The sequence below is a fragment of the Oceanidesulfovibrio marinus genome (assembly GCF_013085545.1).
Classification (GTDB): Bacteria; Desulfobacterota; Desulfovibrionia; order Desulfovibrionales; family Desulfovibrionaceae; genus Oceanidesulfovibrio; species Oceanidesulfovibrio marinus.
Map to the genome: position 1 here is coordinate 2,196,938 of NZ_CP039543.1, position 19,301 is coordinate 2,216,238.

At 64.7% G+C, this 19,301-nt stretch carries 21 protein-coding genes; 6 read left to right on the top strand and 15 right to left on the bottom strand.

Annotated features, from left to right (window positions below; all coding sequences use genetic code 11):
• Nucleotides 1-117: 117 nt before the first annotated feature.
• The 15 genes from E8L03_RS09760 to ffh all read right to left on the bottom strand — a co-directional run bounded on the left by E8L03_RS09760 (nt 118) and on the right by ffh (nt 13,328).
• The gene (locus tag E8L03_RS09760; protein ID WP_171267239.1) at nt 118-1,311 is read right to left on the bottom strand and encodes a (Fe-S)-binding protein; all 1,194 of its coding nucleotides are present in this window, start codon (nt 1,309-1,311) and stop codon (nt 118-120) included.
• Between the two features lie 58 nt (nt 1,312-1,369).
• Entirely contained in the window at nt 1,370-2,767 is a 1,398-nt protein-coding gene (locus E8L03_RS09765; RefSeq protein ID WP_144233410.1) for an FAD-binding oxidoreductase, read from the bottom strand.
• Nucleotides 2,768-2,851: 84 nt separating this feature from the next.
• Nucleotides 2,852-3,325, bottom strand: a complete 474-nt coding sequence (gene smpB / locus E8L03_RS09770; protein WP_144233409.1) for an SsrA-binding protein SmpB — start codon at nt 3,323-3,325, stop codon at nt 2,852-2,854.
• 45 nt (nt 3,326-3,370) lie between these two features.
• On the bottom strand, nt 3,371-5,164 hold the full coding sequence (gene ptsP, locus E8L03_RS09775; protein ID WP_144233408.1) for a phosphoenolpyruvate--protein phosphotransferase: 1,794 nt from the start codon (nt 5,162-5,164) through the stop codon (nt 3,371-3,373).
• Nucleotides 5,165-5,353: 189 nt separating this feature from the next.
• Complete coding sequence (locus E8L03_RS09780) at nt 5,354-5,674, bottom strand: HPr family phosphocarrier protein (RefSeq protein ID WP_144233407.1); 321 nt, start codon at nt 5,672-5,674, stop codon at nt 5,354-5,356.
• Nucleotides 5,675-5,700: 26 nt separating this feature from the next.
• The gene (locus E8L03_RS09785; RefSeq protein ID WP_171267240.1) at nt 5,701-6,486 is read right to left on the bottom strand and encodes a PTS system mannose/fructose/sorbose family transporter subunit IID; all 786 of its coding nucleotides are present in this window, start codon (nt 6,484-6,486) and stop codon (nt 5,701-5,703) included.
• Nucleotides 6,464-7,291: a 16S rRNA (cytidine(1402)-2'-O)-methyltransferase gene (rsmI, locus tag E8L03_RS09790; RefSeq protein ID WP_171267241.1), complete on the bottom strand. Its 828-nt coding sequence runs from the start codon at nt 7,289-7,291 to the stop codon at nt 6,464-6,466. Before rsmI ends, E8L03_RS09785 begins: the two co-directional genes overlap by 23 nt.
• Nucleotides 7,233-7,637: a YraN family protein gene (locus tag E8L03_RS09795; protein WP_144233405.1), complete on the bottom strand. Its 405-nt coding sequence runs from the start codon at nt 7,635-7,637 to the stop codon at nt 7,233-7,235. The genes rsmI and E8L03_RS09795 overlap by 59 nt, the downstream gene beginning before the upstream one ends.
• Nucleotides 7,619-8,368, bottom strand: coding sequence for a ribonuclease HII (locus tag E8L03_RS09800; protein ID WP_144233404.1), 750 nt, complete (start codon nt 8,366-8,368; stop codon nt 7,619-7,621). The genes E8L03_RS09795 and E8L03_RS09800 overlap by 19 nt, the downstream gene beginning before the upstream one ends.
• Before the next feature lie 9 nt (nt 8,369-8,377).
• Nucleotides 8,378-8,737: a 50S ribosomal protein L19 gene (gene rplS / locus E8L03_RS09805; protein WP_144233403.1), complete on the bottom strand. Its 360-nt coding sequence runs from the start codon at nt 8,735-8,737 to the stop codon at nt 8,378-8,380.
• A 159-nt stretch (nt 8,738-8,896) separates the two neighbouring features.
• Nucleotides 8,897-10,255 carry a tRNA (guanosine(37)-N1)-methyltransferase TrmD gene (gene trmD / locus E8L03_RS09810; protein ID WP_171267242.1) on the bottom strand — a complete coding sequence of 453 codons (1,359 nt, stop codon included), beginning with the start codon at nt 10,253-10,255 and terminating at the stop codon, nt 8,897-8,899.
• A gap of 41 nt (nt 10,256-10,296) precedes the next feature.
• Nucleotides 10,297-10,929 (bottom strand): ribosome maturation factor RimM, encoded by a 633-nt coding sequence (gene rimM / locus E8L03_RS09815; protein WP_171267243.1) that lies wholly within the window; start codon nt 10,927-10,929, stop codon nt 10,297-10,299.
• Nucleotides 10,930-11,150: 221 nt separating this feature from the next.
• Nucleotides 11,151-11,384, bottom strand: a complete 234-nt coding sequence (locus E8L03_RS09820) for a KH domain-containing protein (protein WP_144233400.1) — start codon at nt 11,382-11,384, stop codon at nt 11,151-11,153.
• 93 nt (nt 11,385-11,477) lie between these two features.
• Nucleotides 11,478-11,723: a 30S ribosomal protein S16 gene (gene rpsP, locus E8L03_RS09825; RefSeq protein ID WP_144233399.1), complete on the bottom strand. Its 246-nt coding sequence runs from the start codon at nt 11,721-11,723 to the stop codon at nt 11,478-11,480.
• Nucleotides 11,724-11,807: 84 nt separating this feature from the next.
• Nucleotides 11,808-13,328, bottom strand: a complete 1,521-nt coding sequence (gene ffh, locus E8L03_RS09830; protein ID WP_144233398.1) for a signal recognition particle protein — start codon at nt 13,326-13,328, stop codon at nt 11,808-11,810.
• Between the two features lie 177 nt (nt 13,329-13,505).
• Here ffh and E8L03_RS09835 point away from each other — a divergent pair, with 177 nt between their 5' ends.
• From E8L03_RS09835 to E8L03_RS09860, 6 genes are all read left to right on the top strand, one after another.
• Nucleotides 13,506-14,621 carry an efflux RND transporter periplasmic adaptor subunit gene (locus E8L03_RS09835; RefSeq protein ID WP_171267244.1) on the top strand — a complete coding sequence of 372 codons (1,116 nt, stop codon included), beginning with the start codon at nt 13,506-13,508 and terminating at the stop codon, nt 14,619-14,621.
• Nucleotides 14,618-15,370 (top strand): ABC transporter ATP-binding protein, encoded by a 753-nt coding sequence (locus E8L03_RS09840; protein ID WP_235896468.1) that lies wholly within the window; start codon nt 14,618-14,620, stop codon nt 15,368-15,370. The genes E8L03_RS09835 and E8L03_RS09840 overlap by 4 nt, the downstream gene beginning before the upstream one ends.
• A gap of 120 nt (nt 15,371-15,490) precedes the next feature.
• Nucleotides 15,491-16,732, top strand: a complete 1,242-nt coding sequence (locus E8L03_RS09845; protein ID WP_144233396.1) for an ABC transporter permease — start codon at nt 15,491-15,493, stop codon at nt 16,730-16,732.
• 15 nt (nt 16,733-16,747) lie between these two features.
• Complete coding sequence (locus E8L03_RS09850; protein WP_144233395.1) at nt 16,748-17,341, top strand: TPM domain-containing protein; 594 nt, start codon at nt 16,748-16,750, stop codon at nt 17,339-17,341.
• 61 nt (nt 17,342-17,402) lie between these two features.
• On the top strand, nt 17,403-17,873 hold the full coding sequence (gene rnhA / locus E8L03_RS09855) for a ribonuclease HI (protein WP_144233394.1): 471 nt from the start codon (nt 17,403-17,405) through the stop codon (nt 17,871-17,873).
• A gap of 247 nt (nt 17,874-18,120) precedes the next feature.
• On the top strand, nt 18,121-19,278 hold the full coding sequence (locus E8L03_RS09860) for an ABC transporter substrate-binding protein (RefSeq protein ID WP_171267245.1): 1,158 nt from the start codon (nt 18,121-18,123) through the stop codon (nt 19,276-19,278).
• Nucleotides 19,279-19,301: the final 23 nt, after the last annotated feature.

A 19,301-nucleotide genomic window follows, 5' to 3' on the forward strand; every position in this document is an offset into this window, starting at 1 on the left:
CCTTGGGGGCGCCGGCCGCCGTGGTTTTCCCTAATGTTCCGCAGGGAGCGCGGCGCGGCGATGGTTCCGAAAGGGTTTCGGAGAACTCTTTATTTCAAAGCGAGATATGGCGCAATGTCAACCATTTTGGGGCGAGAAGGCCTCCAACCAGTGGCCCACGGCAACGCCCTCCGGGGCCGTGGCCTTGAGCTGCAACACACAGCCCGAGCAGCCGGTGAGCACCAGGCTGCCTGCCGACGGATTGAGCCGGGTCCACAGGGTGTCCGCCACCTGCCGCGAAAGCTGCGGTGCGCCGAGCTGCATGATGCCGCCCATGCCGCAGCACACATCGCCGGTTGTGCCGGCGTACCGATCGCCCAGAGCGCGGGCAAGCAAAGCCTCGTCCGCTCCGGCTCCGGCCAGGCCGCTGCCGTGGCAGGGTTTGTGGTAGTACACGGCTGCCGGCGGCTCGCCTGTGCTCTCTATCGTAACATCGGCCATGAAGTGTGCCAGTGACGTTACAGATTGGTTCCAGCGCAGAGCCTCCCCCGGCTCCCAGCCGAGGTCCGCGTCCGGATAACCGCGCAGCCCGCAGCGGCATGTGGCGCAGAACGTCACAATAAGCGGCCGCCCTGCCTTACGCCAGGCATCCAGGTTGGCCTGTCGCGCTTCGTGCTGGGCCTCTGTGCAGCCGGCATGGCCCAGGGTGCTGCCGCAGCACGCCCAGTCCGGTTGTTTTTTGGGCAGGGAAAATCCGAGCCCGGCCAGCAGCTCGGCGGCGCGGTCGGTCCATGCGGGAAACAGGCGGCGCGCTGTGCAGCCGGGAAAAAGCACAGCCTCCCGGCCCAGGCCTGCATCCGAAAAGTTCGATACGCGCAGAAACGGCGTTACCCCAGGGCCGGAGCCCATGGTCTTGAACGCATCGTAGCGCGGCGATGGCTCGGCCCTACCCTCGGGCAGTCTTCTGGAAAGCCAGGCCAGGGCAGGCCACAGGGCCCCGCCCTTCTCGATCCACTGCTTCCAGAGCCACTGCTTGAGGTCCGGGTGGGCGTGTCTGAGATCGGCCACGGCCTCCGGCGTGCACAGTCCCTGGGGGCAGGCTTTCTCGCACCGGCCGCAGGCCAGGCAGAGCCCGGCGAGCTCGGCCACGTGCTTGCCCTCCAGCCGCTCCGGCTCCTGTCGCAGCACCCGCGCCAGGGTGTGCTTGGCCTTGGGCGAAAGCTCCTCGCGGCCCGTGGCGGAGACCAAAGGACAGACCTCCAGACACCTGCCGCACAGGATGCATTCCTTGACCGCGTGGTCGATCTCCTTGGCGTGCAATGGGCGCATCATTGTGAACTAATCATTTCTCGGGACTTGAAAAGAGGCGCGGGGCGATTCCCGCCGGGCGTTACCAGCCCTTGCCGGGATTCATGATGTTGTGGGGGTCGAAGGCGTGCTTCACGCCGGCCATCACCCGGCGCTCCACCGGGCCGAGCTGCTTGTGTACGAAGGCGGCCTTGGCCAGGCCCACGCCGTGCTCGCCGGAAAGGCTGCCGCCCAGGGAGAGCGTAAGCGCCAGGACCTGCTCCTTGGCGGATACGGCACGGCGGTGCTCTTCCACATCGCTCGCATTGTGCATGATGTTCACGTGGATGTTGCCGTCGCCCAGGTGGCCGAAGGTGAGGATGGTCAGCCCGGCCTCGCGGCCGATCGCGCGAATTTTGACCAGCGCTTCGCGCAGCTTGCCCCGCGGCAGGGTGATGTCGTCCGAGATCTTGTCCGGCGCGACCTGGAAGGACGCGGGGTTGATCATCCGCCGTATCTCCCAGAGGGGCTCCTCCTCGTCCGGTCCCAGACCGGTATCCAGGGAGGCGGGCCGTGTGGATTCCAGCACGCCGGTCAGGCCCTTGAGGTCGGCGGCCAGAGCATCCCTGGAGCCGTCCAACCGGAAGAGCAACGCGGCCTCCGTATCCTCCGGCCAGGGAACGGCCTGCACCTTGGCCACGGCGTCCAGGGTCTCGCGGGTCATGAACTCCAGCGCCGTGGGCAGGATGCCGGCGTCGAACACCTGCTTGGCCGCGGCCAGGGCGTCCTCCAGCGTGGGGTAGCCCACCAGAAGCGAGGCCGTAGACTCCGGCTTGGGCAAAAGCTTGAGCGTGATGTCCGTGATAAAGGCAAGGGAGCCTTCCGAGCCCACGATGGTCCGCACCAGGTCGAGCCCGACAACATTCTTGTGCGTGCGGCCGCCAGGCCGGATGATCTCGCCGCCGGGCAGCACCGCGGTGAGGCCCAGAACGTACTCGCGGGTGACGCCGTACTTGAGCGCGCGCATGCCCCCGGCGCAGGTGGAGACGTTGCCGCCGATGGTGGAGATCTTCATCGAGGCCGGGTCCGGCGGGTAGAAGAGCCTGTCCTGCTCCACGCGTTTCTGGAGCTCGCCGGTGACCACGCCGGGCTCCACCACGGCCACGAAGTCCTGCGTACTCACCTCGATGATGCGGTTCAGCTTGAGGGTGGAGACCACGATGCCGGCCGGACGCGGCACGCAGGAGCCGACCACGTTAGTCCCGCGGGCGCGCACGTAGATGGGCATGCGCACCTTCTGGGCCCAGGCCATGAGCTCCTGCACCTGCTCCAGCGATGTGGGCCGGACCACGGCCAGGGGCGGCGCAAAGTTGCGGTAGGCGTCGGCCCCGAAAACGCAGGTCGACTCGGCGTCGAAGAGCGCGTCCTCGTCGCCAAAGGTGGTCCGGAGGAAACGGCGCTCGTCCTTGGCCAGTGTCCGTGTGTCGTGTGGATCAGGCATGGTGCGAATTGGGTCCGGCGCAGGCGCGGCGCGCAATTGGCGTCTATGCGTCGTCGCAGACCGGACCGCGTTCCCGGGGCGGAATCAGCGGAGATCCCGCTCCATTTCGCGCTTTATGGCGCGGTCCTTGAGCTGCTGGCGCTGGTCGTGGTGCTTCAGGCCACGGCCCAGGCCAATCTCCAGCTTGATCTTGCCCCGCGCAAAGTAGAACTTCAGCGGAATGACCGTAAGGCCCTTCTGGGAAACCTTGGCCTCCAGCTCATCAATCTCGTGGCTGTGCAAGAGCAGCCGGCGGGGACGTTCGGGGTCGTGGCCGCCAAATCCTTCCGGCCCGGCCGCGTTCTCGTACGGCGCTATGTGCACGCCCTTCAGCCAGGCCTCGCCACCGCGGACATCCACGTAGCCGTCCTTGAAGCTTACATGGCCTTCGCGCAGGCTCTTGACCTCGGAGCCCCGAAGGGAAAGCCCCGCCTCGAAGGTCTCCAGTATCTCGTAGTTGTGCCGCGCCTGCCGGTTGTAGGCAATCTGGTTGGGGCTTGTTTTCTTTTTCTTTGCCATAGATAGAACACCGCCGGCGCACGCCGGCGTGGAATCGCTCGTGTGTTACGCCGGGAGTTCCTCGTTGTCGAGGATGGAGGCGTAAAAGGTCAGCTCCTCCGGGAACTGCCGGAAGATGCTCTCGCGCACGGTGTGGTTGATGGCCGAGACCTGGAAGTGCTCCTGCACATCCTTGAGCAGCTTCTTGCAGTCTTCCATGGTGGTCTGGCGGATGATCCGCTTGATGCCCGGTATGGCCTGGGGCGTGATGGAGATGGTGTCCACGCCCATGCCCAGAAGGATGGGCACGCAGTAGGGGTCCGAGGCCAGCTCACCGCACACCGAGACCTCGATGCCGGCATGGTGCCCGGCGTCCACCACGTACTTGATGGAGCGGATGACCGCCGGATGCAGCGGCTGGTACAGGTAGGATACGTGCCTGTTGAGCCGGTCGATGCCCAGGGAGTACTGGATGAGGTCGTTGGTGCCCACGGAGAAAAAGTCCACCTCGTGGGCCAGGGCGTCGGCGATGAACACGGTGGAGGGCAGCTCCACCATGATGCCCACCGGCATATCCGGATCGTACTCGCGGCCTTCGGCCTCCAGCTCCCGCTGGGCCTCGCGCAGCACGGCCTTGGCCTCGTGAATCTCGTTGAGGCCGGAGATCATGGGAAACATCAGGGCCACATTGCCCTTTACGCTGGCACGCAGAACGGCCTTGAGCTGGCGCCGGAACAGATCGCGGTGGCGCATGGAGAAACGGATGGCCCGCAGCCCCAGGGCCGGGTTGGGCTCCTGCAGCGTGCCGAAGACTCTGGCCAGCTTGTCCGCGCCCAGGTCCAGGCTGCGGAACACCACCTTGCGTTTGCCCAGTATCTGCGCCATCTGCATGTACTCGTCGGTCAGCTCCTCCTCGGTGGGTAGCTCGTTGCGCGAGAGGAAGGTGTACTCCGTGCGGTAGAGCCCCACCCCTTCGGCCCCGTTCTCGTTGACCGAGGAAAGCTCGTCGAAGAGCTCCACATTGGCGAAGACGTTGATGCGGTAGCCGTCGATGGTCTCGCCGGGCAGATGGCACTCCTGCATGATGGACTTGTGGTAGTTCTCGAACTGGTACTTGAGGTCTGAGTAGAACTCGAGCTCGGCCTCCTCCGGGTTGACTATGAGCTTGCCCTTGAGCCCGTCGATGATCACGAGATCACCGTCGTTGACGTACGTCTCCAGATCCGTGACGCCCACCAGTGCGGGAATCTGCAGCGAGCGCGCGAGGATGCCCGTGTGCGAGGTCTTGCCGCCTTCGGTGGTGGCCAGGGACATGATCTTGGAGATGTCCAGGCCGATGGTGTCCGCCGGGGAGAGGTCGTGGGCCATGAGCACCACGCGGTTGGACACGCCGGCCTCCACCTCGGTGCCGGTGTGCTGTCCCAGAAGCTTCTTGATGATGCGCTGCGCCACCAGCCGGACGTCGGCGATGCGCTCGCGCAGATAGGGGTCCTCGATGACCTCGAACTTGCGCTCCACTTCGCGCACGGCCTTTTCCAGCGCCCACTCGGCGGTGATGGCCATGTCGTGCACGATCTCCCGGGACCGGGCCAGCAGCTTGCGGTCGCGGCTTATCATCACGTGGGAGTCGATGATGGAGGCGTGGTCGGCCAGCTCCACAGGCAGCCGGTCGCGGGCCTGGGTCAGCTCGTCGTTCACCAGCTGGAACGCACGGTCCAGGCGGGCCTGCTCCGCGCTGATCAGCGATTCCGGCACGGTGTGGCGCGGCACGTTCGCAAAGCTCCGGCGGTTCATGAAGAACGCCTTGCCGACGGAGATGCCCGCGGAGACAGGGATGCCCTGCAATATGACTCGGCTCAACGCATTGACTCCCTAGGCCTGGACCAAAACCGGGTTGGCTGACTGTTGGAAAAGACTGCTTCCTACATGCTGCTCAAACACCACGCTGGCAAGGGTCAAAAAAAGTCCAGGGCCAGTGCGTGGATAGAAACACGCGTGAGGTTGAAATTTTCGGAGCAACGCTACCATACCGGGAAACTCTGCAACCTCTCAGACCGTATCTTCGAAACGGTTGCGGAAAAAAAGCGCCAGGCGGTCGGCGGCTTCGGAAGCGCCTTCGCCCTGTGTCTCCAGCACCAGATCCGTTCCATGAGCGGCCGCCAGGGTTAGTATATCGACCACGCTCTTCGCGTCCACCCGTTCGTCGCCGGCCACCAGGTAGACCTCGCAGCCGTACTTCTGTGCTTCCTGAGCGAGCTTGGCCGCCGGTCTGGCGTGCAGGCCCTGCTCGTTCATGACGCGCACCTCGGTACGGGCTGTCAGTACATCGCCGTTTTCGGCGTTCTCCATGGTGTCTTTCCTCTCGGCCATGCGGCCGTCACCGTGTCCTGTGCTGCTCAAAACGCAACGCCCAACGATTCCTGCAGCCATGGCAAGCACCACCAGAAGGCGAGCAGGACCAGCACCATAATCTCGCGCGAGACGTGCCGCCGGCTGACCAGCCAGGCGAACAGGCCCAGGGCCACTGCGCCGGCGAGCCATTGCCACGAGCTCTTGCCCTCCGGCCACAGCAGGTAGAGCAGCAGCACCAGGATCAGCGCGTTGATCACCTTGAGCCGGCGTCCCCAGTTGATGAGGTTCCATTGGCGCAATCGGGATATGAGCCGGAGCCCTTCCTTATACCCCATGAGGAAGGTGCTCAGCTTAAAAAGCTGTAACGAGACGAACCAGAACAGCCCCCAGACCAGAGCGGCCCAGCCCGCCCCTGCCGCCAGAAACAAGGCCGTGGTCAGCGACCAGAACATGAGCAGGCTGCCAGTCAGAACAGAGTCGCCGATAGCGGACAGCGTATAGACCGTCGTGTCCTTGACGGACTCGAGGACATTGGCCGGGAACAGCCCCTTCGATATTTTGTCCTCCAGGGACAAGAACACGCCCACCAGCAGCGGCGTCCAGAAGTAATGGGTGTTGTAATGGCTCAGATACCGCTGCCTGGCGACAGCGCGCTTGGCAGGATCGGGGTAGATGACCTCGAGCCCCGGCTCCATGGAGAAGACGAGCCCGACGTTCTGCATGCCGCGCGTGTTGAAGGCCGCACCCACGAAGTACGTCCGCAGGAAGCACGACATCAGCGGCCGGGCGTGTCCCAGAAGCGTTCTATCATCGCCGGCCGATGCGCTCATATATCTCCTTGACCGTCCACCCTTCGACTCGGGCATGAACCCTGCGCGCCACCTCCTTGGTGCCGCCGCCCAGGGCGCGTTCCTCCACGATGATCCCGTCCACCTCTTTCGCGGAGGCCTCGCGGACCTCGGGCGGGCCGATGAGGACAGTCGCCTCGCCCTTCAGGGTCCCTTCGGGATCACTCCAATCCCCTAGCCGGAAAAGGATAAACTCCTCGTGAAGCTTGGTCAATTCCCGAGCCACACACGCCTCGCGTTCTCCCAAAACTGCCTGCACGTCCTCCAAAGTGGCCGGCAATCGCGAAAGCCGCTCGAAGAACACCAGCGTGGCCTTGAGCCCGGCATACGGCTCCAGAGTGCGGCGGCGTTCCCCGCTGCTGCGCGGCAGAAATCCCAGAAAAACATACGGATACGGCGGCAGGCCCGAGGCGCTGAGCGCGGTGGCAACGGCTGATGGCCCGGGCACGGGGCTGACCTGGTAGCCGGCCTCGCGGCAGGCGCGCACCAGGCGGTAGCCGGGGTCGGCGATGAGCGGGGTGCCGGCGTCCGAAACCAGGGCGATGGTCGCGCCCTCCTCCAGGTGGGTGAGCACCTCGGGAATACGCGCAGTCTCGTTATGTTCGTGCAGGCTCAGAAAGGAGGGGGAAGCTAGGCCCAGGTGCTGGAACAACAGTCCGGCGCGGCGGGTGTCCTCTGCAAGGACGAGGTCTGCGGATGCGAGGACTTCCCTGGCCCGCGGCGCAATGTCACCAAGGTTGCCAAGAGGCGTCGCCACCACGAAGAGACGGGGACCATTGGAATGCATCGGGTACGTGCTCCACTTCAAAACCGTCTTCGGCAGCGGTGACCGCTACAAGATCGAACCGGCAGGGCGTCTCCCAGAGGCCGTGTTCGGAAAGATACGCCGCTGCTGCGCGGCACAGGCGCTCCTGCTTGGCATGGGTCAGGCCGTCTGCCGGCGTGGCCATGCCGCCCGCGTCGCGGGTTTTCACTTCCACAAAGACGAGGGTCGGACCGTCCATGCAGACAATGTCCAGCTCCAGCTGCGCGTGGCGCCAGTTCCGGTGCTTCAGGGCGTATCCTTTGGCGGCCAGATGCCTGGCTGCCGCCTCCTCGCCGCGGGCGCCGCGCTTCAGATGCCGGGCAGGCACAGCGAGTCGCGCTCCTTGAGGTACTTCTCGTCCACGCCCTTGAAGCTGCGCCGGTGCATGATGGAAGCGCCCAGCCGGCAGATGGCCTCGCGGTGCTCTTCCGTGGCGTAGCCCTTGTGGTTGGCAAAGCCGTAGCCGGGAAAGCGCTTGTCCAGGGCGACCATCATCCGGTCGCGCACCGTCTTGGCCACAATGGATGCGGCGGCGATGGAAGGCACCAGGGCGTCGCCGTCCACAAATGGCTGCTGCGGCAGGGCCACGGGCACGGGGTGCGTCCCGTCCACGGCCACGAACGCCGGAACCGAGCAGAGACGGCTCAGCGCGCGCTCCATGGCGCGCAGGCTGGCCTGGTGGATGTTGATCCGCTCTATCTCGCGCGGCCAGCACACGCCGATTGCCCAGGCCAGACAGCAGCCCTTGATGCGCGCGGCAAGATCCTCGCGCCTGGCGGCGTCCAGCGTCTTGGAGTCGGCAAGACCGTCCAGGCCGGGCAGACCGAACTGCTTCCGGGCGCGCTTTTTCGCCGCGGCGGACGCATCGGTCAGCCGCGGCTTATACGCCTTGAGCTCAGGCGGCAGAATCACGGCGGCGGCGACGACAGGACCGGCCAGACAGCCCCGGCCCACCTCGTCCACGCCTGCATGCGGCTGTGGGAATCGCTCCCAGAAGTAGCCGCGCGTCGGCAGATCCAGCAATCTGCATTGGATCCGGCTCGATTCGCCATCGGCCATGAAGCGCTCTTACTTCTTCTTTTCCCAGAGATTCTTGGTCTTGATCCGGGCGGCTTTACCCTTCAGGCCACGCAGGTAGTACAGCTTCGCACGGCGGACCTTGCCTTCCGTCACCACCTCGACGCGCTCGATGAAGGGCGTGTGGAAGGGGAAGACGCGCTCGACGCCGATGCCGTCGGAAATCTTGCGCACGGTGAAGGTGGCGTTGGTGGTGCCGCGGCGGATGCGCATAACCGTGCCCTGGAAGACCTGGATACGCTCTTTCTCACCCTCGATGATGCGCAAGTGGACCTTGACGGTGTCGCCCGGGTTGAAATCCGGGAGATCCAAACGAAGGTGTTCGCGCTCGAGTTTCTTGATGGCTTCCATGACCGTTTCTCCTCGTCGCGGGTCGGTCCGGCCTGTTGTGCAGGACGTCGCCGCCGTCTGATGTGAAATTCCGCTACGCCGGGAAACGCGCTCCCGGCCTGCGCCCGCACGCGGCGGGCTTCGTGTCGCAACGCCGATTCCGTATTGCGGAGCGCGACACTACTCGGTGTCCCCCAGGATCCGGTCCACCAGAATGGACGTGGCGGAACGGACCGAGAGGTGATTGTAATCCGCAAAGGGCCTGAGCGGCCTTACGACCGCATCGACCGCGCGCACGACGCCGGGGGCCAACCCGGAGCCGGTGCCCATAAGCAGCGCGACTGGTCGATCATCCAACGCCTCGCCAACCTGCGGAATGGTGACGGACTCTGGCATCGCCGTCTTTTTCCGCTTGCCGCCGCGGCGCCGCTCCAGTGCAATCCGTGCGCTGGTGGCGTACACCAGCGGATCGCGTCCGGCGCGGTCCCGTATCGCGTCCAGAGCCTCGGGAATGCTCGCGACCACACCCACCCCGGATAGCGCCTCGGCGCGGTCCGGATTGGCTACGGAGCCGGCTCCGCCGGTCCAGTGCTCCAAAAGAGTCGCTGCCAGACGGCGCTGATCTTCCAGAGGGGTCGTGATAAAAAATCCACCGAGCCCGTAACAACGGGAAACGCGGCCAATATCATGGATGTCGAGGTTCGTCAACGAAACCGCCACCTCTTCACCCTCTTTGTTCAGCACCGGATGGTGCGCCAGAACAAGGTATAGATTACGCCCGCGCGCCGGTTTTGGCGAGTGCGCGCGCCGCTCCTGCAGAGATTCCACGTCCTGCTGCGTGAGCGGCGCCGTGGCCAAAAGCTCGGGCCGGCGCTCCCATGTGGTGGCCAGGGCCAGCTCCCGCCGATACGCGGCAATGCGCTTGTGGTCGCCGGAGAGCAGCACCTCGGGCACGCGCAGCTCTCTGCCCTTCTCGTCGTGCACCACCTCGGGCCGGGTGTAATGCGGGTACTCCAGCAGGCCCAGGGCAAAGCTTTCCTCGTCCCCGGATTCCTCGTGCCCCATGAAGCCGGGCAGCAGCCGCCCCACGGACTCCAGCAGGCAGCACGCTGCGGACTCGCCCCCGCTGAGCACGAAGTCGCCCACGGAAATTTCCTCGATCTCCACGAGATCGCCCAGGCGTGCGTCCATGCCCTCGTACCGGCCGCAGATCACGGTAAGCCGCTCCTCGCCTGCCAGCTCTCGCGCCAGATTCTGGTCCAGGGGCCGGCCCCGCGGTGTGAGCAGAATGGTCCGGCCGCGGCCGCCGCGCTGCTCCACGTGGCCCAGCGCCTTGAGCATGGGGTCCAGCAGCATGACCATGCCGGGGCCGCCGCCGTATGGACGGTCGTCCACAGTGCGGTGGTTGTCCTCGGTGAAGTCCCGGGGGTTGACCCGCTCCACGCTGAGCACGCCCTCCTCCACGGCACGACCCAACAGCCCCACGGCAAGCGGGCTGTCGAAAAACTCGGGAAAGAGCGTGCAGATGGAGAAGTGCATGGCGGTGAAACCCTGTGGAAAGCGAACTACCGGCCGGCGCTCTAGGCGTCCTGCGGCTTGTCCGCGTCCGGTTGCTTGCCGGCGGTGTCCTCCGGCTCGCGGTACAGCTCCAGCAGACCAGGCGGCGGCGCAATGACCACGCGTCTGGCATCGGGATCGAGCTCCAGCACGAACTCGGGCTCGGCCGGGAAAAGTATCTCCTCGCCGCCGTCGCCGCGGATGACCCAGACCTCCTGGCCGGAGTGGCCCGTCTCCATGAGGTCCTCCACCGTGCCGATGCGCGCGCCGTCCTCGGTAAAGACCTCCAGCCCGTCGAGCTCGTACAGGAAGACATCGTCCTCGTCCGGCTCGGGCAGCTCGTCGGCGCGGACCCAGATGGTGGAGCCGCGCAGGGCGTCGGCCCCGTTGCGGTCGCGCAGGCCCTTCAGAGAGAGGAGCGCCCGGCCCTGATGCTCGCGCCAAGCATGCACGCGCACGCGCCTGGGCGGTTCCACATCGGTGGTGTCCTCGTCCGGATAGGAGCCGGCCGGCTCGCTACGCAGGTAGAGCTCACCCACGTGGTCCAGGATCGCGGGCGACTCGGCGTAGAGATCCGCTACGATGTCGCCGTAGATGCCGTGCGCCTTGGCCACGCGGCCGATGAGCACAAAAAGAGGAGAAGCCTTGTCGGCCATGGTCTTGTGCCACGCGGGTTGGTCGAAGGTGGGGGTATGCAGGCGGGGCGGAATCCGGCGGGGGAATCCCTCGCGGCGGAACCTTCCTGGCGCCTTCGCATTCCGAAGCCGCCCCGTGCCCTTACAAGCCGAAAAATCCCCGGCTGCCTTGAGCGCGCATCAATCCATCCGCCCTTTCGGGGCCTTCTGGACCAGTCACGTCGCCGGCAACGCGAGGAATCTTATTCGAGGATCTCGAGAACAGCCCGCTTTCTGGCTTTCGTGGAGGCTGCTCCCAGGATGGTGCGCATGGCGCGGGCCGTACGGCCCTGCTTGCCTATCACCTTGCCAAGGTCTTCCTTGGCCACCTTGAGCTCCAGAACGGACGTCTGTTCGCCCTCTACCTCGGTCACTTGCACACTGTCAGGGTCGTCCACGAGAGACTTCGCAATGTACTCGATGAGTTCCTTCATGATGGTAACCTCCGCTTCCGCTAGTGCATGTGCAATGAGAATCGATGCAGCAGAGGCCGTGGACCCATCCCCGTTGAGACGGCCCGTCTTCCGGACTTACTCGGCAGTGGCGGCTTTCTTCAGCAGCGACTTGACCGTGTCCGAAGGCGTGGCGCCCCGATCCATCCACAGCTTCACTTTATCGTTATCCACATTAATCTCGGCCGGGTCAACCATGGGATTGTAATGTCCCAGGTAGTCGAGCGGGCGGCCGTCGCGGCGGGTAGCGCTGTCCAGCGCAACGATGCGGTAGAAGGGACGCTTCTTGGAACCCATGCGGGTCAAACGGATTTTGAGAGACATAGCCGGAGTACTCCTTGTTGAGTGGTCTTGTCCGATCGATCCGGATCGGCAGTCAGGGTGTCCCGAACTTTTGGGAATCCCTGGTTATTTCTTCTTTTTGCGCTGTTGGCGCTTCTGCTTCTTCTTCTTGCGGTCGGCCTTGGTGGAGCCGGTGCGCTTGGGCGCCGGGCCCTCCTCCATGCCGGGCATGCCTTCCATGCCGGGCAGTCCACCCATGCCGCCCATGCCACCCATACCGGGCATGCCGGGCATTCCGCCGCCCATGCCGGGCATCTGGGGCATGCGCTTTTTCTTGCCCTTGCTACCGCCGCCCATCATCTTCTTCATCATCTTCTGCATGTTGTCGAAGTTCTTGATGAGCTGGTTGACGTCCTGGACGTCCACCCCGGAGCCCTTGGCGATGCGCTCGCGGCGGCTGGGGTTGATGACCTTGGGCTGGCGGCGCTCCTGAGCCGTCATGGAGTTGATCATGGCCTCCACGCGGCCAAGCTCCTTCTCGTGCACGTTCAGGTCGCCCAGCTTCTCGCGGACAGACCCCATGCCGGGAATGAGCTTCATGAGCGAATCGAGCGAGCCGAGCTTCTTGAGCCGGCGCATTTGCTTGCGGAAGTCCTCGAAGTCGAACTCCGCGCGCTGCATCTTCTTGCCGATGGCCTCGGCTTCTTCCTCGTCGATCTCGGTCTGGGCCTTCTCGATGAGCGTCATCACGTCGCCCATGCCGAGAATGCGGCCGGCGATGCGATCCGGGTGGAAGATCTCCAGCTCGGAGAGCTTCTCGCCCACGCCCACGAACTTGATGGGCTTGTCCGTGACGCTCTTGATGGAAAGCGCGGCACCGCCGCGGGCGTCGCCGTCCATCTTGGTCAGCACGATACCGGAAACGTCGAGAAGATCGTTGAAGCGATCCGCCACGTTGACCGCGTCCTGACCGGTCATGGCGTCGGCCACGAAAAGTATTTCGTTGGGGGAGACCGCGGCCTTGATGTTCGCGAGCTCCTCCATGAGATGTTCGTCTATGTGCAGCCGGCCGGCGGTGTCCAGGATCACCACGTCCTGGCCCTCGGCCTCTGCCTGGGCCACGGCGTTCTTGGCGATGTCCACCGGATTCATCTCGGTGGAGGATGCGAACACCGGCATGTCGAGCTGCTTGCCCAGGGAGGTGAGCTGCTGGATGGCCGCGGGACGGTAGACGTCCGCCGGGACCATGAGCGGACTCATCTTGCGGTCCTTGCGCAGATGCAGCGCGAGCTTGCCCGTGGTGGTGGTCTTACCGGAGCCCTGCAGGCCGACCATCATGATGACCGCCGGACCCTTGGCCCGGAGCTCCAGGTCCTGCTGCTCGCCGCCCAGGAGCTCCACGAGCTCGTCATGGACGATCTTCACCACCTGCTGGCCGGGCGTCAGGCTCTTGAGGACGTCCTGGCCCATGGCGCGCTCGCGCACACGGTCCACGAAGTCCTTGACCACCTTGTAGTTGACGTCCGCTTCCAAAAGCGCAAGCCGAACCTCGCGCAGCCCCGCCCGGATGTTTTCCTCATCCAGGCGTCCCTGCCCGCGGAACTTCTTGAAGACGCCGTTCAGGCGATCGGAAAGGCTTTCAAACACGCAATTCTCCCAGGGTCAGCACATAAAGAGGCAGCTAGTTACCCGAGGCCACGACGCAAGTCAAGATGTACGCGGCCTGAAGACAATATGAAAAAAAATTGACCGCATGGACGTTCTTTGCCCCATCTTATACAGTTATCTTCCATATCCCAACCCCCTTGGAGGTTACTTCGCAACATGCGCACCCTGCTCGTTCTCATTCTCCTGGCCGCCCTCGCCGGCGGCGGCTGGTGGTGGTATCAACACCGCGACGTAGCCGGCGACATACGCGTTCTCGACACCGCGACCCTTGATTACGGAGAAGTGCGCGAGGTGCTGGAGGCCACAGGCATCATCAAGTCCCAGGTGGGCGCCGTGGTCAAGATTGGCGTGCGCGCCACCGGCGAGATCGTGAACCTGCCCTTCCGCGTGGGCGACCATGTGGACAAGGGCCAGCTCATCGCCGCCATCGACGACCGCGAGCTTCAGGCCCAGCTCAAGCAGACCCAGGCCGACCTGGATATGGCCAAGGCCAAGGCGCAGTACACCCAGCGCAACATGGAGCGCCAGCGCGAGCTCTACAACAAGAAGCTCGTGGACCGCGACACGCTGGAGAACGCCATCCAGACCGCCGATACCGCCCAGGCCGAGGTGGACCGCCGCGAGGCCGAGATCGAGGCCCTCCGCGTGCGCATCTCGTACACCAGAATATACAGCCCCATCGACGGCGTGGTCAGTCAAGTTTCGGCCCAGGAGGGCGAGACCGTGGTCACCGGCCTGCAGGTCGCCAACCTGATCACCGTGCTGGACCCCACCCGCCTGGAGATGTGGATATACATGGACGAGACCGACGTGGGCCGCGTTAAGCCCGGCCAGAAGGTGGAGTTCACCGTGGACGCCTACCCGGACAGGACCTTTGAGAGCGAGGTGGACCAGATCTACCCCGAGCCCGAGATTCGCGACAACATCGTCTACTACCAGGTGCTCTGCCACATCTCCAAGGAGCAGGCCGAGCTGCTGCGGCCCGAGATGACCACCCAGTGCCGCGTCATCGTGACCACAAAGGACCACGTGCTGGCCCTGCCCAACACCGCGCTGAAGTGGGTGGCCGGCGAGCAGGCCGTGTTCCGCACCACCGGCCTGGGCGAGAACGCCACGGTGGAGAAGATCACCGAGAGGAACGGGCTGAAGCTGGGGCTCAAGGGCCTGACCCACAGCGAGGTGACGTCCGGGTTGTCAGCCGGGGATCGCGTGGCCACGCAGCTTGTGCTGCCGCAACAGCAACCCGCCCCGGCCGGCGGAGGCAGCCGATGAGCGCCAGGAAAACAGCCGCGCCCCCCACACCCACTGCAACCGGCGCGCCGCTCATCGTGCTTGAAGGCATCCGGAAGAGCTACCCGCGGATGGAGGGCGCAAAAGACGATGAACCCAGCGGCGAGACCACGGTGCTGCACTCCATCGACCTCACGGTGAATGCCGGGGAGTTCCTGGCCCTGCAGGGCACCTCGGGCTCGGGCAAGTCCACCCTGCTGCACATCATCGGCCTGCTGGACCGGCCCAGCGCCGGCCGCTACGCCCTGGAAGGACGCGACGTCTCCAGCCTGCCGGACAACGAGACCTCCGAGGTGCGCAACCACAAGATCGGCTTCGTGTTCCAGTCCTTCTTCCTGGTCCCGTACATCACGGCTCTGGATAATGTCATGATGCCGGGTCTCTACGGCGGCGTATCCCACTCGGTCCTGGTCAAGCGGGCCAAGGACCTGATGGCCATGGTGGGCCTCTCGGACCGCATGGGCTACAAGCCCTCGCAGCTCTCCGGTGGACAACAGCAGCGCGTGGCCCTGGCGCGGGCCCTGGTCAACAACCCGTCCCTGCTCCTCGCCGACGAGCCCACGGGCCAGCTCGACTCCAATACGAGCACCGAGATCATGGCCCTGCTCAACCAGGTGCACGAGCAGGGGGCCACGGTCATCCTCGTCACCCACGACGAGGCCACGGCCGCCCACGCCCACCACCGGCTGCTCATGGAAGACGGCCGCATAACCGACAGGCTCTCGGCGTGACATGGATCGCGACACCTTTGTCATCATCTGGAGCGTCGGCCATTCCGGCCATTCCGGTTTGGCCCTGCTCACAATGATCGTAACCGGCGGATCGCGCCGCCCATGTATTATTAGGTAGCGATGTCCCTGTTCAAACCCGTACTGGTCACCATGCGCGTGGTGGACATGGCGGTGCGCGCCGTGCTCACCTTCCGTTTGCGCGCCCTCTTCGTCATCTCCGCCGTGGGGCTGGGCATCGCCTCGCTCACGCTCATCGTGGCCGCGGTGGACGGCGCGCAGCAACGCGCCCGGGAGGTGGTGGACCGCTTCGGACCGGAGGCCGCGTTCATCCTGGGCGGGGACATTCAGAGCCGCGCCGTGGGCCAGCGCACGCTGACCCTCTCCTGGCAGGACGCCGAGACCTTGCGCCAGTCCCTGCCCGGCGCATACATGGTGGTGCCCATGCGCGCCAAGCGCGACGTAAAGCTGAAGTACCAGAGCGAGAGCGTGGACCTGCCCGTGGTGGTGGGAGCTACGCAGAACTACGCCGACGCCTGGGACTGGCCCCTGGCCGAGGGCCGCGACCTGACCAGGCGCGACGTGGATCTGGGCGCCAAGGTCGGGCTCATCGGCAACACCCCGGCGCATAAGCTCTTCGGCGACAAGTCTCCCCTGGGCCGGACAGTCTTCATCAACGACGTGCCCATCCAGATCGTGGGCCTGCTCTCCTATCGCGGCGGCTCCACCGGCGGGGGCGGCGACCTGGACGACCGCCTCATCATCCCCCTGACCACGCTGACCCAACGCTTCAACATGGACCGCAAGTACTTCCGCGCCCTGCGCGTGAAGTTCTACGATCCCCAGTACATGGACGCCTACGCCGAGAACCTCAAGTCCCTGTTGCGCCATCTGCACAACTTAAAGCCCGGCGAGCCGGACGACTTCACCATCCTCACGCCCGAGACCATCCTCAAGTTCCTGTCCATGCTCACCGGCAGCCTGGTGGCCTTTCTGGGCGTCACAGCCACGGTGGCCATCCTGGTGGGCGGTTTTGTCCTGGCCAACCTCTTCTACCTGAGCGTTTCCGAGCGCACCCAGGAGATCGGCCTGAAAAAAGCATGCGGCGCGAAAAGCCGGGACATCATGATCCAGTTCCTGGCCGAGTCGGTCATCCTCACCCTGGCCGGCGCGGTGCTCGGCGTGGCCCTGGGCGTGGGCATCGGCCAGGCGCTCACCAGCCTCGGCGTGCTCAAGATCGAGCTCTCCAGCCGCGTGCTCATCTACTCCCTGCTCGCGGCCCTGGTCATCGGCGTGCTCTTCGGCCTCAGGCCAGCCCGGCGCGCAGCGGCCATGAATCCCATTGAAGCCTTGCGCGGCGGATGATATCACCCTTTACCCATGGGACTTTTCTTCGGACGCAAACGCACACCGCTGGTCCGCGGCCAAACCTTCGGCGAGCAGTTTCTGCGCTTCATGCTGCTCATCGCCGTTTTCGCCGTGTGCGGCTGGCTGTTCTGGCTGAATACCCAGATGACGGTGAAGAAGCTCAAGGCCCGCGGGGCCGTATGGGACCGCACCGGGACCCTGAACTCTGGCCAGACCAAGGCCCTCTCCCGCTTTACGGACATGTTCGATGACGAGCTGGGCATTACCGTCAAGCTCCAGATCGCCGACGGCGAGCTGGACATGCCCGAGCTCGATACCAAGACGCTCTTCATCGGGCTGAACCTGGCGGACAAGAAGGCTATCGTTGTCTTTCCGCCGCTCGTGGAACGGGCCGTGGGCGACGCGTTTCGCAAGCGTCTGGAGGACGAGCACTTCCCGCCGTACTTCGAAAGCGGGGACTGGCCCAAAGGATTGGTGCTCGCCCTGGCCGACATCTGGGACGCGCTCATGAAGCCGGAAGAGCACGAGGCTGTCCCGAACGGCGACGCGTCGAGCAGCCTGGAGCACCGCGCTCCGGTTCAGAACGCCAACGCAACCCACGGCTGACCTTTTTTCGTATCCTTTTACCGCGCCGGGCCGCATAAGGCCGCGGCGCCTGCGAGCAATCATGACATCCGAAAAAACCGTGACCATACACACGGACGGCTCGTGCCTTGGCAACCCTGGCCCCGGCGGCTGGTGCGCCATCATGGACTGGGACGGCAACGAGAAAACCTTGGTGGGCGGCCACTCTTTGACCACCAACAACCGCATGGAGCTGCTCGCCGTGATCCGCGCCCTGGAGGCGCTGACCCGGCCGTGCACCGTGCAGGTCTATACGGACTCGCTCTACGTGCGCAACGCCATCGAGAAGGGCTGGCTCAAAGGCTGGAAAAAGAAAGGCTGGAAGACTGCCGGCAACAAGCCTGTGAAAAACCAGGACCTCTGGACGCAGCTGTCCGCGCTGCTGGACACGCACAACGTCTCGTTCCACTGGGTGCGCGGCCACAGCGGCCACCCGGAGAACGAGCGCTGCGACGCCCTGGCCAACGCCCAGGCAGGGTCCGGCGGGCTGGCGCCCGATCCGGGATATCCTTGAACCGGCGGAGCTAAAACGACAAACAGGCTGTTCAAAAACCACGCTGGCAAGGAGCCAGAAAAGTTCAAGGCCGATGCGTATCAGGAATACGTGAGGGTTTGAACTTTTAGAAGCAACGCAGCCAGCGTGGTTTTTGAACAGCCTCCCGGAATCAGCGGCGTACGCCCCTTGCCTTGACTCCGACGCAGAAACACGCCACATCACTGACACATATCAACAGCCAAGAACCCCGAGCCAGGAGCAGACCATGTCATCCACCTTGCATAAGCTCGTCGTCTTCCTTGTTTTTGCGGCATTCCTGATGCCCGCGTCCGTACAGGCGGCGGAGCAGGACACCCTGCGCATAGGCGCCGTGGCCTCGGCTTCCGGTCCGGCCTCCTTCCTGGGGCAGCCGGAAAAGCAGACCATGATCATGATCGTGAAGAAGCTCAACGCCGGCGGCGGCCTGGACGGCAAGCCCGTGGAGCTCTTCTTCTACGACGACGAGACCGACGTGAACAAATGCGTCCTGGCTGTGCAGAAGCTTGTGCGCAAGGACAAGGTGGACGCGATCATCGGCCCCACCACCTCCGGCAACACCCTGGCCGTGACGCGCATCGCCTCCTCGGCCGGCATCCCCCTCCTGTCCATGGCCTCCTCGGAAAAGATCGTGAACCCGCAGGACCCCTGGGTCTTCAAGGTCACGCCTTCGGACAGCCACGCCGTGGGCTGCATCCTGGAGCACGCCAAACAGCAGGGCTACAAGCGCATCGCCATCATCACCGTGTCTGACGGCTTCGGCCAGTCCGGCCGTGACTTCCTGCAGAAGCTCATCCCGGACTTCGGCATGGAGATCGTGGCCGACGAGGTCTATGGCCCCAAGGACACGGACATGACCGCGCAGCTCACCTCCATCAAAGAGCAGAACCCTGATGCGATCATCTGCTGGGGCACCAACCCCGGCCCGGCCGTCATCGCCAAGAACCGCATGCAGCTCGGCATCGAGACCCCGCTGTACATGAGCCACGGTGTGGCCTCCAAGAAGTTCATCGAGCTCGCCGGCGACGCTGCCGAGGGCCTGATGCTGCCGGCCGGCCGGCTCATCGTGGCCGACCAGATTGCCGACGACAACCCGCAGAAGCCCGTGCTCATGATGTACAAGAACGTCTATGAAGAGACCTTCAAGAGCCCGGTCTCCACCTTCGGCGGACACGCCTACGACGCCATCGGCCTGCTCACGGCGGCCACCAGCCTCTCCGGCGGCGACACCTCGCCCCAGGCCCTGCGCGACAACCTGGAGAAGGTCGACGGCTTCATCGGTACGGCCGGCGTCTTCCATCTGAGCCCGGAGGACCATAACGGGCTGGACGCCTCGGCCTTCGTGATGGTCGAAATCGTGAACGGCGACTGGAAGGTCATGGAGTAGCTCTGCAGTTCGCGCAAACAAAC

Bases quoted from the DNA above. Each gene is read 5' to 3' on its own strand.
- rpsP (WP_144233399.1), bottom strand. From the start codon at position 11,723: ATGTCTCTCAAAATCCGTTTGACCCGCATGGGTTCCAAGAAGCGTCCC.
- E8L03_RS09780 (WP_144233407.1), bottom strand. From the start codon at position 5,674: ATGGCCGAGAGGAAAGACACCATGGAGAACGCCGAAAACGGCGATGTA.
- E8L03_RS09760 (WP_171267239.1), bottom strand. From the start codon at position 1,311: ATGATGCGCCCATTGCACGCCAAGGAGATCGACCACGCGGTCAAGGAA.
- E8L03_RS09785 (WP_171267240.1), bottom strand. From the start codon at position 6,486: ATGAGCGCATCGGCCGGCGATGATAGAACGCTTCTGGGACACGCCCGG.
- E8L03_RS09860 (WP_171267245.1), top strand. From the start codon at position 18,121: ATGTCATCCACCTTGCATAAGCTCGTCGTCTTCCTTGTTTTTGCGGCA.
- trmD (WP_171267242.1), bottom strand. From the start codon at position 10,255: ATGCACTTCTCCATCTGCACGCTCTTTCCCGAGTTTTTCGACAGCCCG.
- E8L03_RS09845 (WP_144233396.1), top strand. From the start codon at position 15,491: ATGTCCCTGTTCAAACCCGTACTGGTCACCATGCGCGTGGTGGACATG.
- rimM (WP_171267243.1), bottom strand. From the start codon at position 10,929: ATGGCCGACAAGGCTTCTCCTCTTTTTGTGCTCATCGGCCGCGTGGCC.
- E8L03_RS09840 (WP_235896468.1), top strand. From the start codon at position 14,618: ATGAGCGCCAGGAAAACAGCCGCGCCCCCCACACCCACTGCAACCGGC.
- E8L03_RS09835 (WP_171267244.1), top strand. From the start codon at position 13,506: ATGCGCACCCTGCTCGTTCTCATTCTCCTGGCCGCCCTCGCCGGCGGC.
- E8L03_RS09800 (WP_144233404.1), bottom strand. From the start codon at position 8,368: ATGGCCGATGGCGAATCGAGCCGGATCCAATGCAGATTGCTGGATCTG.
- E8L03_RS09850 (WP_144233395.1), top strand. From the start codon at position 16,748: ATGGGACTTTTCTTCGGACGCAAACGCACACCGCTGGTCCGCGGCCAA.
- smpB (WP_144233409.1), bottom strand. From the start codon at position 3,325: ATGGCAAAGAAAAAGAAAACAAGCCCCAACCAGATTGCCTACAACCGG.
- rsmI (WP_171267241.1), bottom strand. From the start codon at position 7,291: ATGCATTCCAATGGTCCCCGTCTCTTCGTGGTGGCGACGCCTCTTGGC.
- rplS (WP_144233403.1), bottom strand. From the start codon at position 8,737: ATGGAAGCCATCAAGAAACTCGAGCGCGAACACCTTCGTTTGGATCTC.
- E8L03_RS09765 (WP_144233410.1), bottom strand. From the start codon at position 2,767: ATGCCTGATCCACACGACACACGGACACTGGCCAAGGACGAGCGCCGT.
- rnhA (WP_144233394.1), top strand. From the start codon at position 17,403: ATGACATCCGAAAAAACCGTGACCATACACACGGACGGCTCGTGCCTT.